This window comes from Allocatelliglobosispora scoriae (assembly GCF_014204945.1).
GTDB classification, from domain to species: Bacteria; Actinomycetota; Actinomycetes; order Mycobacteriales; family Micromonosporaceae; genus Allocatelliglobosispora; species Allocatelliglobosispora scoriae.
The window spans coordinates 1,179,418-1,195,416 of sequence record NZ_JACHMN010000001.1; the positions used below are offsets into that span (position 1 = coordinate 1,179,418).

Below are 15,999 nucleotides of genomic sequence, written 5' to 3' on the forward strand. Positions count from 1 at the left end.
TGGCCGCCCCGGCACCGGTTCAACCGACTACCAGTCGCTGATTCTCGAGAAGAAGTCCCGATCGTCGTTGAGCGGCAGGTTGGGTGCCTGGACGCCCTTCATTCCCGCGACCGCGGTCTTCATGGTGAAGTACTCGAACTCGCCCCGGGAAACGGTCTCCGTCCGTGCCGGCCCACCATTCTCGTCGTAGACGGTCTTCGTCTCGTAGATGGTCACCTTGTGGTGGGTCCACTGGATGTTCAGGACCGGTGCCTGGTACGCCCACTGCGCGCTGGGCTTGCGGTCCTCGCTCGCACCGGTGTTCGGGCTCGTCGAATTGCCCCACGAGTGCTCGAAACCGACCGTGACGTCGACGGCGTCGAGGCCCAGCGCTCCCAGTGACGCGCCGACCTCGGCCGAAATGGCATCCGCGGTCGACTGGGTCTCGGAATACTCGAAGGTCACCGTGTGGGTGTCCCCGAGTTGCTCCGCGGAGTAGTAGGAGCCTTCAAGCATCCCGATCGTCTCCCACCAGCCCTCGTAGGTCGTATGGCTGAAGGTCATCAGGCCGCTGTTGTTATGGATGCTCTTATAGATCTCCTCCATCTCCTTCTGCGCCTTCGCTGCGGCAGCCAGGCGGGCGCGGGCGCAGGCCGAGTCGCAGGTCGTCCGCTTCGGTGGCGTGTAAGGCGGGCAGGAAGCACTGCGTTGGCCGTTGTAGCAGCCGGAATCCGGCTGCGGCTTGATCCGCTCCGGCGGGTCGTTGCCGTCGTAATAGCAGCCACCGCCGCCGTTGACGCACGGGTCCTTGCCGCTGGGGTCGGCCAGGGTGACGGGATTGCCGTCGGCATACACGTAGCCCTGCATGCTCATCGGCCGGTTGACGTCGAGCAGCGGGTCGACCGAGAGGAACCGGCCGTCGAGCGGGTCGTATTCTCGGGCGCCGATGTGGACCAGGCCGGTCGGCTCCCTGTCACCGTTGACGAAGCCCTTGCCGTTGGGCCAGGTCACCGCCGGCCCCCGGCTCTGGCCGTACGGCGTCTGCCGGCGCAGGGTGACCGCCTGCGTGGCGGCGTCGATGGAGAGTTCGGCAGTTCCTTGGTGATCTCCCACCAGCCAGGTCAGCACGCCCGTGGCGGACGAGCGGCTCGCGATCGCCTTGCCGTCGAAGGTGTAGTACCGGGTGCCGGTGATCACCCCGGCGGCATCCGCTCGCATCTCCTGCCCAGGCAGGTAGAGCGTGCGGACGGTGGCCGGGCCGGTGCCCTCGCGACGCAGCAGCCGGTTGCCGTCGGCGTCGTAGACGTTGGCCGTCGTGGCTCCGCCTGCGGTGGCCTGCTGCTGGTGCCCCTCGGCGTCCCAGGTGTAGGTCTGGTCCTGCGTGGACGATGTGGTGCGGCTCGCCACCGCGCCCATCGGGCTGTAGCCGAAGGTGGAGACGACCGCCGAGGTCGCCGGGGCCGTCACGGTGACCGACGTCGCCGCGTGCGGCCGGACGACACCGGCGCCGGGAACCGGGACCGCGTAGGTGCGGACCGTGTTGCCGGCCGAGGCGTGGGTCGTCTCGGTCAGCCGGTTGCCCAGCAGATCGAACGTCCAGTTCTGCCAGTAGGGTGCCGCACCGCCGAGATCACCGTACGCCGACGGCGTGCTGGAGCAATTGAGCGTGGACTTCGGTGTCCAGGCCAGTTCCAGCCGCCGCTGCGCGTCATAGCGGAAGCATTGCCTGTCTGCGGTGCCGACCTGCGGAGCGTCGGAGACCTCGGTGACGTTGCCGGAGTTGTCGTAGGTGTACGAGTGGTCGGCGACCGTGCCGGACGCGGTCTCCGGCTTGACGGTCGTCCGTGTGATCCGGCGGGTCGCCTCGTCGTAGGAGGTTGCGCTCTGGACGTAGACACCACCGGCGACCTTGCGGGTCATCATGGTGGGCTCGCCGAACGGCGAGTAGTCCTGACCGATGACATAGGAGCCGACACCGGGCAGGTTCGTCGTCAACGACGTCGGCCGTCCCGACGTGGCGTCCAACTCCGTGGTGACGGTCTCCCCGGCGAGGCCGCCCGCGCCCGGCATCGATATCGAGAGCGGAGTGCCGTCGTAGGGCGAGTAGGTGTAGGAGTAGGTGTAGGTGCCGTTGAGCGGTGCCTCTGGGATGACGTAATTGGCTCCGGTCACTTTGTAGCGCTCATCAAACCCGACTACCTGCCACTTATAGGCATTGGTCGATCCGGCCGGCTCGTAGCGATACGACTCGGTCAGTTGGCCCTTGGCTGCGACGAAGGTATAGAGCCGGTCGTACTTCCACTCCGCCCGCTTCGTCGCGGTCGAGATCGAGTCGTCGTACATGCCCACGCGACGACCGAGCTGGTCGTAGCTGTAGACGAGCACCTCGCCACGGGCGTCCGTGGTCTTCACCAGGTCGCCGTAGTTGTTGTACTCGTTGAAAGTGGTCCCGCGGTCGGGATCGCGGACCTCGATCTTGCGGCCGCGGATGTCGAAGATCGAGACCCACTCGTTCAGCCCGGGGTCCACGGTCTTCGTCTGCTGGCCCTTGCGGTTGAAGACATACTTGGTGGTGTTGTATGCACCGTCCACACCGTTGACGGTGGTGTGGTGACGCAGCTCGACGGTCCGCCCCTGGATGTCCGTGAGGACCGTGGAGGGGACGCCGCCGGATGGAGGCGTGGTCGAGGTGAGGTCGCCCTCGTAGCGAAAGGTGGTACGCCACTTCTCTACCAGGTTCGTGACACCGTCCCCCGCGAGGAAGATCGTCGCGGTGGCCCGGGAGGCCGCGTCGAACTGGGTCCGGGTGATCCGGCGTAGCGACCATTCCGGCTCCCACCAGAGCACACCGCCCGGAGCGCCTGGCTCGGCGTGTTCGGCGTACTCCGTGGCGACACGCCCTTGCGCGTCATACACGGTGTCCGAGACCACCCGGCCGCCGCCGACCGCCGTGGACTGCGATTGGCGGGTACGCAGCATTCCGTCATAGATCTGGTACGCCGTGTCGTAGCCGCCCTTCGCGTTGAGGGTGCGGGTCATGGCGAACGGGTAGTCCGACCGTGTCGCCGACAGCGAGTAGGTGTACTCGGACGACGGTGTGGTCGGGTTCGCCGTACGGGACCAGCCCGTCCGCCATACCTTCGCCACCCGGCCGAGCGGATCGTAGGTGGCCTCTTCGATCCGCCCGTTGGCATCGGTCGAGCGTTTCGTCGATCCCCAGTAGGGATTGACCTGCTTCGTCGTCACCCAGCTGTAGGGCGCCGGACTGGTAGTGGTGACGAGGGTCGCCTGCCCCGTCGCGGGTGTGTAGGTGGTGGTGTTGATGTTGTTCCGCAAATCCTTCGCGGTCAGCAGGCGGCCGTACGCGTCGTGAGTCAGCTCCCCCGCGACCTGGAACTGCGTGCCGGTACCGGCCGACCAGGAGATGAGCTCCTCGGTCCGGGTACGCATGCCCTTCGTCGGCAGCGTGGTGTGGCTCGTCGCGCCGTCGTAGCTGAACCGCACGTCGGAGATGACGTCGTCAACGGAGGCAGGCGTGATGTTGCAGGCCACGGCCTTTGCGGTGATCTGCTGCTGGCGCAGGATGTTGGTCGTCGCGTTGCGGATGTAGGTGTACGACGTGCACTGCTCGTCACCTGCGGCGGCAGCACCGTCGTTCTGCTCCGTGACGAGCGTCCCGTAGGTGTTGTCCAGCGTCGACGCGATACGCGTGGTACGCCAGCCCCGCTCGCCGGTGACACCGAGCGCGGTCGCCTTGTACTGCACGGCGGTGCCGACAAACCGCGCGGTCGCCGTGGTGCCGTTGATGGTGCGGCTCGCAGTCGGTGGATCCGACCGCCACGGAACCTCCACCGTCTTGGCGATCGCCACGGTGCCGTTGTACTCGACCGTCTCCCGGCTGCGGCCGGAGAACTGGTCCTCGTCATAGACGGTCTCGCTGCCCAGGGACGCCGGCACCGTCACGACACGAGTACCGCCTGCGCCGTTGAGCCGGTCACCGTGCATACCGCGCATGAAGGTCGTCTCGGTGAGCGTCTGCTGGCCCGGCACGTCGCCCGTCCGGGTCCGCACCTTGGAATAGCCGCGGTAGCCGTTCCAGGTCCGGAACTTGGCCTGGGTCAGCCCGTCGTCGTCCGAGTAGTGCCAGGCCGGAGTGCCGACATACTCGTAGTAGGTGTTCATCGTGGGCGACTGGTGCCCGCCGGTGAGCTGGATGTCGGACGACGAGACCTGCAGCACCACGTACTTGTGCCAGTACTTGGTGAGCGCGGGACCGTCCACGTCGGCGAGGTTGGTGACGAGCACCGGGTAGCAGCGCTTGCTGTTCGTCTCAGGCGCCGACGGCAGGTTGGTCGAGGTGCACTCGGGCAGGCTGTAGGTCACCTGCACCCGGTTGCCGGTCTCGCTGACGATGGCACTCATCCGCTGCCAGTTGTTGGTCGTGTCGCTCGAGGTCAGCACCCGGTTGGGCATGGCGATGGGCTCGAACGTGACAGCGGGCATGGTGACGGTGCCGCCGACGTGACCGGCGTGCACGATGGAATCGAGCCACAGTCCGGCGTGGGTGGTGTCACCGGTGGGCGGGAAGGTGTGGGTCAGGGTCCACGAGTCGACGTCCTGCCAGGCGGCCGGAGCGGCCGTGGTGTCGAAGACCTTGGTAGTGACCTTCGAAAGCCGCTTCGTCGTCCAGAACGTCGGCGAGAACTGCGTGCACGACGTCGCGGCCGCCGCGCATTCCTGGTCCCACGGGACATCCGGCCAGTTGTCCGTGTGCGTGGTGCAGTTGGACAGGCACCGGTCGGCCTTGGTGAAGACCACCTGAGCCGTCGGCGTGACCGACCGGTCCGCCGAACCCCGGTCCCACGTGCCGTAGTCGATCCGCTGGAGGGTACCGCCGCGGACGTAGGAGACATCATCGCTCGACGTGTTGTTCACGGCGTACTTGTTGGTCTCCTGGTCGTACCAGTAGGAGATCGTGTTGCCGAACGGGTCGATGGCGTAGTCGAGGTTCCACCGGTAGGCCTGCGTGCAGCGCGAGTTGGCGAAGGTGCTCGCCCGGCACGGCTCGCCGGTGTTGTTGCCGAAGACCGGCATGGTGAAGACGGAGTTCGTGTCGGTGCCCTGCCCGGCTGGCCGGTTGAGGCCGAAGAAGTACTGCGTGCCGTCGGCCGAGGTCACCTTCCAGTATTCGCCGTCGTTGTCGCCGTTGGCGGCGCCGGTCAACTTCTCGATCCGCATCCCCGACTCGGTCCGGGAGTGCCAGCCCTTGCCGGTTTCGAAGATCAGCTCGCCGCCGCCGCGGAACGCCATCACCGCGTTGTCCGAACGCCAGCACTGGTCTCCCGTCTTCACGGTGTTGTTGGCGTTGCCGCCCATGTCCTCCGAGCAGCTCACGTAGCGGCGCTCGATGGAACCGGGTGCGTAGTCGAAACCTTCGCCGATCCAGGACGGCTGGTTGTTCGTCGCCTCCGACCGGCCATCCACCGAACTGCTGGAGTAGGCAAGGCTGATGGAGGGGGTGTCGCCGCCGATCGAGGGCGGCGTCCTCATCGCGTAATTCCAGGTGAAGTCGCCCGCCGAGCCACCCGCGGCCCAGGTCGCCGACGACGAGAGCGAGGTCGCGCCGAAGTCGCCGCCCGAGCCGGCCGCGCCTGCGGCCAGGGCCACCACGCTCGTGCCGCTCGCCGGTACGCCGACGACGGCGGCGACCTTGCCCGCAGCATTGGTCGAGGCCAGCGGCGTCGCCTGGCAGCCCTTGGCGTCCGGGGTGGTCAGGGTGCACTCGGGAATCTGCCACAGCCGCAGCCGGGAGGACCAGTCGCCGCCATACGCGTTGCGGAACGCCGTGTAGTCGACGGTCAGGCGAGCGGAACCGCTGCCGCGTTCGGTGGCTCCGACCCGCATGAGCAGCCCGTCCCGAAGACCGGCCGGCAACGCCTTGCGGTCCAGCGTCGAGACCGTCACCGCGGTGACGTCACCGGCGGTGCGTTCCACCCACACGGGTAGCGTGCCCGCGCGTACACCCTGGGGGTTGTCGGCCGGGAGCACAGCGCGGCCGGTCGCGGCGGAGGGCCAGACCGGGGGCGCCACCTTGGCCCGGATCTGCCTGGACGCAGGCCAGGGCTTGCCCCTGACTTCGCCGCCGACGTTGTCCTGCGGTTCGACCTGCGGCGTCAATCCCCCACCGCCGGGATGTGGGGAGGCTGCGGCAGGTGGCGCGTGGAGCATCATCGCGGTCAGCGTCACGCCGACGACGGCCGCCAGCCACCGACGGTGATCGACCTTCTGTCTGAAGGGTTGCATGGGTACCTCTCGTTGAAGGGGGTGCCGGGCGGATACACGATGTCCGCGACCCCCTTCAACGTGGTTTCAATCCGGTATCAGGCGGGACCACCGGTGGCATCCTTTGTAGACATCGGCGCTGGCTATGCTGGTGATCATGTCTAACCTGCACCTGGATCTGCTGCGCGACCTGACGGTCCTCGCCTCCGCGATCACGGAGGCCGCGCCGCAGATCGAGCGCGACCGCGCGGTCCCCGACCTCCTGATCGACAAGCTCGCCGCGACGGGCGTCTTCCGCCTCGCGGCCCCGCGGGTGGCGGGCGGGCTCGAAGCCGATCCGGTGACGATGCTGGAGGCCTTCGAGGAGCTGGGCCGCGCGGACGGCTCGACCGGATGGTGCGCCATGATCGGCGCGGCCACCAGCGTGGTCCTCGGCTATCTCGACACCGGCGTCGCCGCGGAGCTGCTCGACGACCCCCGGTTCGTCATCGCGGGCGTCGCCGCAGCCTCGGGCCGCGCACGGGCTGTCACCGGCGGCTACCGGGTCACCGGGCGCTGGGCCTTCGCCAGCGGGTGCCGCCAGGCGACACACCTGGTCGGCGGGTGCCTCGTCATGGACGGCGACGCAGTGGCGACCACCCCGACGGGCGCGCCGCAGGTCGTGCACGTCGTCGTGCCCACCGGTGACACCACCATCCACGACACCTGGACGGCCGCGGGGCTCTGCGGCACCGGCAGCCACGACTTCGAGGCCGTCGACGTCTTCGTCCCGGCAACCCACACGTTCTCCCTGACCCGGCCGCCGACCGGTGCCCTCTACGCGTTCCCGGTGCTCAGCCTGCTGGCGATGGGGATCGGAGCAGTCTCGCTGGGGATCGCACGGGCGTCGCTCGACGAGTTCGGGCGCCTCGCCGATGCCAAGGTCAACCCGCTCAGCGGGCTGGCGCTCGCCGCGAAGCCCTCCGCCCGGTCCGCCTACGCCGAGGCCGCCGCGCTGCACGCGGCCGCGCGGGCTTTTCTGCACGATGAGGTACGCCGGTGCTGGGACCTCGCCGAGGCGGGCCAGACCGTCACCCTGGAGCGGCGGGCCCGGCTCCGGCTCGCGATCACGACGGCCACGACGATGTCGGCGCAGGCGGTGGGCCTGCTCTACCGCGCCGGTGGCGGGTCGGTCGCCTACCTGTCGAGCCCGCTGCAGCGGCACTTCCGCGACGTCAACGTCGCTACGCAGCACGCGCTGGTCAACTCCGACAGCCTGGAGCTGGCGGGCGCCGTGCTGCTGGCGCAGGACGTGCCGACCGCGCGGCTGTGACAGGGGCGGGTGCCGCAGCCGGTCCGGCTGCGGCACCCGCACTGCTTCGAAGTCGGCCCTGTCCTACTTTTCGGAGGTGAAGACGTTGCAGATCCGGAAAGGGCACCACTCGAAGATGTAGCCGCTGACATAGGTGGTCGAACTTCCGGTCGCGGCGGTCGTGATGCCGACGCCACCACCCGCGGACACCAGGTGCACGTGCTCGCCGTACTGTCCGTTGCCCCAGGCGTACCCGCCCTGGACCGGGCCGATGCTGCCGTCCATGAAGTCGAACGCGCCGCCGAGGCTGTCCTTGTCGACCGCATCGGAGAACTCGAGCTTGAGACCCGCACCGGCGCCCGCGCCCTTCGTCGCCTGCTCCGCCGTGAGGGCGGCCTCCTGGGCGGGTGAGAGGTGCCAGCAGCCACCGCCGCCTGGCAGTCGGCCAGGGACGGCGTCACGAGCGCGCACTCCGGCAGCGACCACAGCCGCAGCCGCGACGACCAGTCACCGCCGTGTGCGCCACGGAACGAGCTGTAGTCGATGGTCAGCCTCGCCTTGCCGCTGCCGCGGTCGGCCGCTGCGACCCGCAGGACCAGCCCGTCGCGCACCGGTGCGGGCAGGTTCCTGCGGTCGAGCGATGACACCGTCACGTCGCCGAGGTCCCCGGCGGCCCGCTCCATCCAGACCGGGAGGGCACCCATGCGTACGCCGGCCGCCGCCGGCAAGGTCGCACGCGCGGTCGCCGGGGCGGGCCACACCGGCGGCGGGACCTTCGCGCGGACCTCCCTGCGGATCGGCGAGGGTGCCCCGCGCACCTCCCCGCCATCGGCGTCCAGCTTCTCGACCTGCGGTGTCAGCCCGGTGGCCGACACCGTCGCCGCCGCCGCCGCGGCGGCGGGAGGTGCGAGCAGCAGCGTGGCGGTCATCGCCGCGCCGAGCGCCGCTGCCGACCACCTCCGATATCCGCCTCTGTCATGGATCGATCGCATCGATGGCCCCTCTGCATCCGGTAGGGAGAGTTCGGATGCAGGGTTGCCGAGGCCGCCTTCAATACGCTTTCAGCCCGGTGTCAACGGGTCGGCGGTCGGGGTGCCGGCACCGATCCGACACCCCGACCGCTGACCGGCTAGACGCCGAAGACCTGGAACTCCAGCAGCGAGTAGCCGTACTGCGTCGCCCGCTGCGTGCCGTAGAGCCGCACGTAGCGGCCCGAGCCCGTGACGGCGAGGTCCTGCACCCCGCCGGCGCCCGTGGTGGTGGAGTAGATCGTGGTCCAGGTGGTGCCGTTCGCCGACGTCTGCAGCTGGAACGCCTTGCCGTAGGCGGTCTGCCAGTTCAGCACGATGCGGCTGACGCTGTGCGTGGCACCCAGGTCGACCTGGAGCCACTGCGGGTCACTGAAGGCGCTGGACCAGCGGGTGGCCGTGTTGCCGTCGACCGCGGCGGTGGCCGGAAGGCCGGCGTTCTCCACCGATGAGGCGGTCGCGGGCTGGCCCTGCGACAGCAGCACGGCTCCGCCCCCGCCGCTGGGCGTGGCGCTGACCTCGGCCGACGACGGCGAGGTCCCGGCGGCGTTCGTCGCGGCCACCTTGTAGTAGTAGGTGGTGCCGTTGACGGCGGTCCCGTCGGTGAAGCTGTTCGTCGCCGAGGTGACGACCGGGGTCGCCGCCTCGCCGCCGGGGGCGGTGCCCCGGAAGACGCTGTAGCCGGTGGCACCGGCGACGGCGTTCCAGGTGAGCCGGACCGAGTTGTTGCCGCCGACCGCGGCGACCCCGCCGGGCGCGGCCGGGATGCCGCCGGTCGCGGTGGGGATGACCGAGACCTCGTTGGAGTTGGGCGAGCCGCCGACGGCGTTGGCCGCCGACACGAAGTAGAAGTACTGCTTGTTGTTCTGCAGGCCGGTGTCGGTGAAGGTGGTGGTCGTGCCGCCGACGGTGCCGACCGGGGTGTTGACCTCACCGTCGGACTTCGTGCCGCGGTAGATGCGGTAGGAGGTCGGTGCACCGCTGGTGCTGGCGTTCCAGGTGAGGGTGGCACCGGCGTTGCCGGGCGTCACCCGCAGGTTGGTCGGGCCGCTCGGGCTCGACGCGGTGGCCGGGGTGACGATGAGCTGGTCCACCCGGGAGAGCCCGTGGTCGGAGACGGCGAACTGCTGCACCGAGTTGACCCCGGCGTTGAGCCGCACCTGCAGGGCGGAGAGGTCGTAGACGTCGAAGCTGCCGGTGATCGGGAAGCTCTGCGTCGAGGTGATGACGGTGCCGTTGACCTTGAGACCCATCTGCCGGTTGTTGACTCCGGGGAACAGGCCGCCCTGGAAGGCGTACCGCCAGGCCAGGGTGTAGAGGCCCGCGGTCGGGACGACGACGTTGTTGAAGGTCATCGTGCCCTCGTCGGCGTACGCCATGTCGGCGACCCGGTCACCGGGCGACTCCGAGCCGGAGGAGCCGAGCACCGACGGGAACCAGCCGGACAGCGTCTGGAACCAGTCGAAGCCGCCGAAGACGGCGTCCTTGCAGTAGTAGACCTTGCTGTTGCCGACGGTCACGCCCGGCACGTCACCCCCGGTGGGGATCGGCGGCGGCGTCTTGGAGGCGTCTTCGGGAGAGCGCGGTGACTCGCCCGACGCGTTGACGGCGGTGACCTGGTAGAAGTAGATCGGAGTGGGGCTGAGGCCCTCGTCCTCGTACTCCAGCTCCGTGGTCGAGCCGATGGGCGTGGCGCCCTCGCCGCCGGACGAGGTGCCGCGGTAGATGTTGTAGCTGGTGGCGCCGGGGACGGCTTCCCACTCGACGGTGATCGAGAGGTCGGCGCCCGCGACGAGTTCGAGCTCCTCGGGCGCGGCGGGGACAGCCGCCGCGTTGGCGGCCGGGGCCGTGGCGAGCCCCAGTCCGAAGAGGACGAGCAGGAGAGCCGATGCGCGAGCGGTGCGGCGCAGAGCTGTTTTCATGTCAACTCCGAGAGGTAAGGACGGTTACCTGTTGCGCAGGTGTCGCGGCGGCAGGGACTTGCCACCACATCGGTGTTCACCTGCGCATATGTTGCCAGAGAGCGCTCTCCGCTGGACGGTATCATCCGACCCTGTCGATGAGTAGGAGTTGCCACGACGTTGCCACCGTGTTTCGCCGACAAGCCGCAACTCTTCAAGAGTTGGTGTTTCAGGCCGCTAGGCCTTAACACCAACTCTTGAAGAGTTGCGGCATCGCGTGGGGGCGCGGTCAGGCGGCGGGTACGGGTCCCGTCGACTCCCGGATCACCAGCTCGGTGGCGAGGTCCACGTGCAGCGCGTCGAGCCGGTGCCGCTCCTGAAGCCGCAGCAGCTGGGTGACCGCCATCCGCCCCATCTCCTGCAACGGCTGCCGAACCGTGGTCAGCAGCGGCGACGTGGCCCGGCTCAGCTCGATGTCGTCGAACCCGGCGACCGACAGGTCCTGCGGCACCCGCAGCCGCCGCTCGGCCGCCGCCCGCAGCGCCCCGACGGCGATCTTGTCGTTGAACCCGACCAGCGCCGTCGGCCGGTCCGGCAGGTCCAGCAGATGGCACGCGGCCCGATAGCCGTCCTCGGTCGTGGGGTGGACGCTGCGGTGCAGCTCCGGCTGGAGCAGCAGGCCCGCGTCGGCGAGCGCCGAACCGTGCCCGGCGAGGCGGGCGTCGCTCGCCATCCACTCGTCGGGGCCGCCGATGACGCCGATGCGCCGGTGGCCGAGCTCGATCAGGTGGGCGGCGAGGCGGCGGGCCCCGGCGGCGTGGGCGGCGGAGACCGCGACGATGTCGCCGGGCAGCGGTGTACGCGGGTCCACTACGACGAACGCGACCTTCCTGGCCCGCAGCGCGATGATCTCCTCGACCGGCTCGGGCGGCAGGATCAGGATGGCACCGCTGATGCCCGCCCGGGCGTGCAGGTCGACGAGGGCGCGCTTGGCGGCGGCGGGCTCCCCGGCGTCGAGGATCATGTGGCGGCCGTGCAGGTCGAGGGTCTCGGCGATGGAGCTGACGATCAGTCCGAAGTAGTCGGTGAGCAGGTAGGGGCAGCGGACGAAGACCGCCTCGGCGCTGCGGGGAGCGCCCTGGCTGCGCGGGGCGGGCGCCTGGGCGCCGAGTTCGTCGACGGCGCGGCGGACCAGGTCGCGGGTGTGCGGTGCGACGTTGTCCTGGCCGTTGAGCACCCGGGAGACGGTCGCGATGGAGACACCGGTCTGCGCGGCGATGTCGCGCACGGTGGCCCGACCGGGGCTGCTCGGGCGCGTCACGTGTTACACCGCGTCATTCTCATCTCCTCAGCATAGATCCCCTTGGTGGGGACCGTGTCCACACCACACCTTGACAATCGGGTGAAGTCGATGTCTCCTCTGTATCAGAAACGTTCCAGAATTGTTACATATTGTTTCATACATGGGAGGTCACGTGATGAAGAGATTCGCCACTCTCGCTCTCGCTGCGGCGTGTCTCGCCGCGGCGGCCGGCACCGCCTCGGCCCACGACCGGCCGACGAGCGTGCAGGCCCAGGTCTTCGTGACCACCGTGGACCGGGCCGAGCTGCTGCACCAGCGTCCGGCCGTCGCCTTCGCCAAGGGCGCGTCGCCCGAGACCACGATCACGGTCGACCCGCAGCGCGAGTTCCAGACCGTCGACGGCTTCGGCGCCTCCATCACCGACTCGTCGGCCGCGCTGCTCACCGGGCTTGCCCCCGCCGCCCGGGAGCAGGCGATGCGCTCGCTCTTCGACCCGGCCGCCGGCATCGGGGTCAGCTTCCTGCGCCAGCCCGTCGGCTCCTCGGACTTCACCGCCGAGGCCGCGCACTACACCTACGACGACATGCCCGCCGGGCAGACCGACTTCGGGCTGCGGCACTTCAGCATCGCCCACGACGAGCAGGCGATCCTGCCGCTGCTGCGCCGCGCCAAGCAGCTCAACCCGCGCCTCACCGTGCTCGCGACGCCGTGGAGCCCGCCCGCGTGGATGAAGACCGGCGACTCGCTCGTCGGCGGCTCGCTCAAGAACGACCCCAAGATCTATCGGGTGTACGCCGCCTACCTGCTGAAGTTCGTCCAGGCCTACGCCGCCGCCGGGGTGCCGATCGACTACCTCACCGTGCAGAACGAGCCGCAGAACCGGCACCCGAGCGCCTACCCGGGGACGGACATGAACGTCGCCGCGCAGGCGGCCGTGATCCAGATCCTGGGTCCGCTGCTGCGCAAGGCGAGCCCGCGCACGAAGATCCTCGCCTACGACCACAACTGGGCCACGCACCCCGGCGACATCGAGTCCACGCCGCCCGGGCAGGACCCGGAGACCGACTACCCCTACCGCCTGCTCGCCGATCCGGCCACGGCGAAGTGGGTCGCCGGGACCGCGTACCACTGCTACTACGGCGAGCCGGCCGCGCAGAGTGCGCTGCACGCGGCGTACCCGTCGAAGGGTATTTGGTTCTCGGAGTGCTCGGGGTCGCACGGCCCGGACGACACCCCGGCGCAGATCTTCCGGGGGACCCTGACCTGGCACGCGCGGACCTTGACGATCGGGACCACCCGCAACTGGGCGAAGTCGGTCGTGACCTGGAACATCGCGCTCGACGAGACCAGCGGCCCGCACCTGGGCGGCTGCGGCACCTGCACCGGCCTGCTCACCGTCCGCGCCGACGGGACGGTCAGCACCGACGCGGAGTATTACACGATCGGGCACCTGGCGAAGTTCGTGCAGCCGGGCGCCGTGCGGATCGGCAGCACCTCCTTCGGGACGACCGGGTGGAACGGCCAGATCATGGACGTGGCGTTCCGCAACCCGGACGGCTCCACCGCGCTGGTCGTGCACAACGAGAACGACGACCCGCGCACCTTCGCCGTCGCCGTCGGCGACCAGTCGTTCACCTACACCCTGCCCGGCGGTGCGCTCGCGACCTTCACCTGGCCGCGCTCCCCCGGTCTGCGCACCCACCTGCGACAGCTTCCACTGACGGGGGCGACCGCCACCGCCTCGCCCAACGCGGCCGACGCCGCGCTCGCGATCGACGACGACGCCTCGACCCGCTGGTCCAGCGGTGCGGCGCAGGCGCCGGGGCAGTACCTCCAGGTCGACCTCGGCCGCCCGACGACGGTCCGGCGGGTCGCGATCGACAGCGGCGGCAGCACCGGCGACTACGCCCGCTCCTGGTCGCTTCAGGCGAGCGACGACAGCGTGACGTGGCGGTCCCTCGCCACCGGCACCGGCGTCGGGCAGCTCACGAATGTCGACATCGGACACATCCGGACCCGGTATCTGCGGGTCAGCGCCACCGCAGCCGTCGGCAACTGGTGGAGCATCGCCGACCTGCGGCTCTACGCGTGAGCGTGCCCGTCGACGTGGCGCCTGACGGCGTTGCCCGGCGCCGGGTGCGCAGGCTCCGGCGAGCCCCGCGGGGCCTCGGCCGCCGCGCTCCCGCGCGCGCCGAACCGCACCCGGCGGCACCGTGCGCCGTGCCGGTCGCCACGTCGACGGGCACGCGACACAGACCTGGCGGTCCGGCCGTCCACCGGGCCGACTTCTCCCAGAGAGGAACACGATGAACCGTCCCACACCCCGGCGTCGATGGCTCGCCATCGGTTCGGCGGTGGCGATCACCGCCGCCACCGTCGCCGCCTACCAGGTCGCCGCCGCCCCGGCGTCCTACGCCGCCACCAACGCCGCCGTCTGGCTCACCACGCCGGACCGGGCGAACCTGCTCACGTCGAAGCCCGCCGTCGCCTTCGGCTCGGGCGGGAGCGGGTCGGTGATCACCGTCAACCCGAACACCAGCTACCAGTCGATGGTCGGCTTCGGCGCGTCGATCACCGACGCGTCGGCCTCGGTCATCGCGGGCTCGTCGGCCCGCAACTCCGTGATGACCGCGCTCTTCAGCCCGACCAGCGGCATCGGCCTGAGCTTCCTGCGGCAGCCGATCGGCGCGTCGGACTTCTCCACCTCCTTCTACACCTACGACGACGGCGCGGCCGACCCGAGCCTGTCCCGCTTCTCCGTCGCGCACGACAACGCGCAGATCCTGCCGCTGCTCACCCAGGCGCGGTCGCTGAACCCGCAGATCAGCTTCATGGGTGCGCCGTGGAGCGCACCAGCGTGGATGAAGACCAACGGCAACCTCATCGGCGGCTCGCTCAACGCCAGCTACAACAGCACCTACGCCGACTACCTGGTCAAGTTCGCCCAGGCCTACCAGGCGGCCGGGGTGCCGATCGGCTACCTCAGCGTGCAGAACGAGCCGCAGTTCTCCCCGCCCGGCTACCCTGGCATGCTGATGAGCGCCGCCCAGCAGTCGACCATCATCAGCGCGCTCGGCCCGAAGCTCTCGGCGGCCGGGCTCGGCACGAAGATCCTCGCCTGGGACCACAACTGGGACCAGCCGTCCTACGCCACCAGCGTGCTGAGCAGCTCCGCGGCACAGTACGTGGCCGGAACCGCCTGGCACTGCTACGGCGGTGACCCGAGCGCGCAGACGCCGGTGCACAACGCGTACCCGAACAAGGACGTCTTCTTCACCGAGTGCTCCGGGATCGAGTCGGGCAACACCTTCGCCGACTCGCTGCTGTGGCAGGGCACCAATCTCGCCGTCGGGTCGGTCCGCAACTGGGCCAAGACCGTGACCACCTGGAACATCGCGCTCAACGCCAACCACGGCCCGGTCATCGGCAGCTGCACCAACTGCATGGGCGTCACCACGATCAACGGCGGCAGCGTCACCTACAACGCGGAGTACTACGTCCTGGGGCACCTGAGCAAGTTCGTCAAGCCGGGCGCGGTACGCATCGACTCGACCGGCTACGGCTCGGGCGGGGTGCAGAACGTCGCGTTCCGCAACCCGGACGGCACGGTCGTGCTCGTCGCGATCAACACCGGCGGGGCGCAGAACTTCCAGGTCTCCTACGGCGGCTCGTCGTTCGGCTACAACCTGCCCGCCGGTGCCATGGCGACCTTCACCTGGCCGGGTACGGTCACCCCGCCGACCAGCCCGTCGGCCTCACCGCCGCCGCCCGGCGGCACCGGGGCCCTGGTCGGCTTCGGCGGCAAGTGCGCCGACGTGACCGGCGGCAGCTCCGCCAACGGCACCCGGGTGCAGCTGTGGACCTGTAACGGCTCCGCCGCGCAGCAGTGGACCCGGGGCGCCGACGGCACGCTGCGGGCCCTGGGCAAGTGCCTGGACGTGGTGGACCGCGGGACTGCCAACGGGACCAGGATCCAGATCTGGGACTGCACCGCCGACACCAACCAGCGGTGGACCGCGACCGGCGGCACCCTCGTCTCGGTGAGTGCCAACCGCTGCCTCGACGCCACGAACGTCAGCTCCGCCGACGGCACACCACTGCAGATCTGGGACTGCACCGGCGCCACCAACCAGCGCTGGACCCTCCCCGCGTAGGCCCGCGTGGTGTTGCGGACCGTGGCCCGCCACGGTCCGCAACACCACGCGCGATGATCGC

General features: G+C 69.8%; 7 protein-coding genes. 3 read left to right on the forward strand and 4 right to left on the reverse strand.

Annotation, left to right across the window (positions count from 1 at the left end; all coding sequences use genetic code 11):
- Positions 1–27 precede the first annotated feature (27 nt).
- A complete protein-coding gene (locus F4553_RS05320) occupies positions 28–6,282 on the reverse strand; it encodes an RHS repeat-associated core domain-containing protein (protein WP_184832768.1) in 6,255 nt (2,084 codons plus the stop codon).
- A gap of 136 nt (positions 6,283–6,418) precedes the next feature.
- Here F4553_RS05320 and F4553_RS05325 point away from each other — a divergent pair, with 136 nt between their 5' ends.
- Positions 6,419–7,573, forward strand: coding sequence for an acyl-CoA dehydrogenase family protein (locus tag F4553_RS05325; protein ID WP_184832777.1), 1,155 nt, complete (start codon positions 6,419–6,421; stop codon positions 7,571–7,573).
- 63 nt (positions 7,574–7,636) lie between these two features.
- Here the strand turns inward: F4553_RS05325 and F4553_RS05330 are convergent, their stop codons facing one another.
- The 3 genes from F4553_RS05330 to F4553_RS05340 form a co-directional block, all read right to left on the reverse strand.
- On the reverse strand, positions 7,637–8,023 hold the full coding sequence (locus F4553_RS05330) for a hypothetical protein (protein WP_184832779.1): 387 nt from the start codon (positions 8,021–8,023) through the stop codon (positions 7,637–7,639).
- A 658-nt stretch (positions 8,024–8,681) separates the two neighbouring features.
- Positions 8,682–10,502 carry a discoidin domain-containing protein gene (locus F4553_RS05335; RefSeq protein WP_184832787.1) on the reverse strand — a complete coding sequence of 607 codons (1,821 nt, stop codon included), beginning with the start codon at positions 10,500–10,502 and terminating at the stop codon, positions 8,682–8,684.
- Between the two features lie 268 nt (positions 10,503–10,770).
- Positions 10,771–11,802, reverse strand: a complete 1,032-nt coding sequence (locus F4553_RS05340; RefSeq protein WP_184832789.1) for a LacI family DNA-binding transcriptional regulator — start codon at positions 11,800–11,802, stop codon at positions 10,771–10,773.
- A gap of 157 nt (positions 11,803–11,959) precedes the next feature.
- Here F4553_RS05340 and F4553_RS05345 point away from each other — a divergent pair, with 157 nt between their 5' ends.
- Positions 11,960–13,876 (forward strand): discoidin domain-containing protein, encoded by a 1,917-nt coding sequence (locus F4553_RS05345; RefSeq protein ID WP_184832791.1) that lies wholly within the window; start codon positions 11,960–11,962, stop codon positions 13,874–13,876.
- A 214-nt stretch (positions 13,877–14,090) separates the two neighbouring features.
- The gene (locus tag F4553_RS05350) at positions 14,091–15,938 is read left to right on the forward strand and encodes an RICIN domain-containing protein (protein ID WP_184832793.1); all 1,848 of its coding nucleotides are present in this window, start codon (positions 14,091–14,093) and stop codon (positions 15,936–15,938) included.
- Positions 15,939–15,999: the final 61 nt, after the last annotated feature.

Bases quoted from the DNA above. Each gene is read 5' to 3' on its own strand.
- F4553_RS05320 (WP_184832768.1), bottom strand. From the start codon at position 6,282: ATGCAACCCTTCAGACAGAAGGTCGATCACCGTCGGTGGCTGGCGGCC.
- F4553_RS05325 (WP_184832777.1), top strand. From the start codon at position 6,419: ATGTCTAACCTGCACCTGGATCTGCTGCGCGACCTGACGGTCCTCGCC.
- F4553_RS05335 (WP_184832787.1), bottom strand. From the start codon at position 10,502: ATGAAAACAGCTCTGCGCCGCACCGCTCGCGCATCGGCTCTCCTGCTC.
- F4553_RS05345 (WP_184832791.1), top strand. From the start codon at position 11,960: ATGAAGAGATTCGCCACTCTCGCTCTCGCTGCGGCGTGTCTCGCCGCG.
- F4553_RS05350 (WP_184832793.1), top strand. From the start codon at position 14,091: ATGAACCGTCCCACACCCCGGCGTCGATGGCTCGCCATCGGTTCGGCG.